This window comes from Gilvimarinus sp. 1_MG-2023 (genome assembly GCF_030548285.1).
In genome coordinates, this window is record NZ_JAUOSC010000904.1 from 1 (window position 1) to 278 (window position 278).

Below are 278 nucleotides of genomic sequence, written 5' to 3' on the forward strand. Positions count from 1 at the left end.
GATTGAAGCAATCACTGCGGATATCGAAGTAGGAACTACCTACACAGGTAAAGTCAGCAAAATCGTCGATTTTGGTGCTTTCATCACCGTTCTGCCTGGCAAGGATGGTCTGTTGCACATCTCTCAGATCAGCGAAGAGCGTGTTGAGAACGTGACCGATTACCTGAAAGAAGGTCTAATGGTTAACGTACACGTAATGGATGTTGATCCAAAAGGTCGTGTCAAACTGACCATGAAGGGTGTCGAGCAACCTGCTTGATATCTGAGCGGTGCACCGG

The 278-nt window shown here is 47.5% G+C and carries 1 protein-coding gene; it reads left to right on the forward strand.

Annotated features, from left to right (window positions below; translation table 11 throughout):
* Positions 1–259 (forward strand): S1 RNA-binding domain-containing protein (locus Q4563_RS19490; protein ID WP_303605695.1); only part of this gene is annotated, 259 nt, incomplete at its 5' end.
* Positions 260–278: the final 19 nt, after the last annotated feature.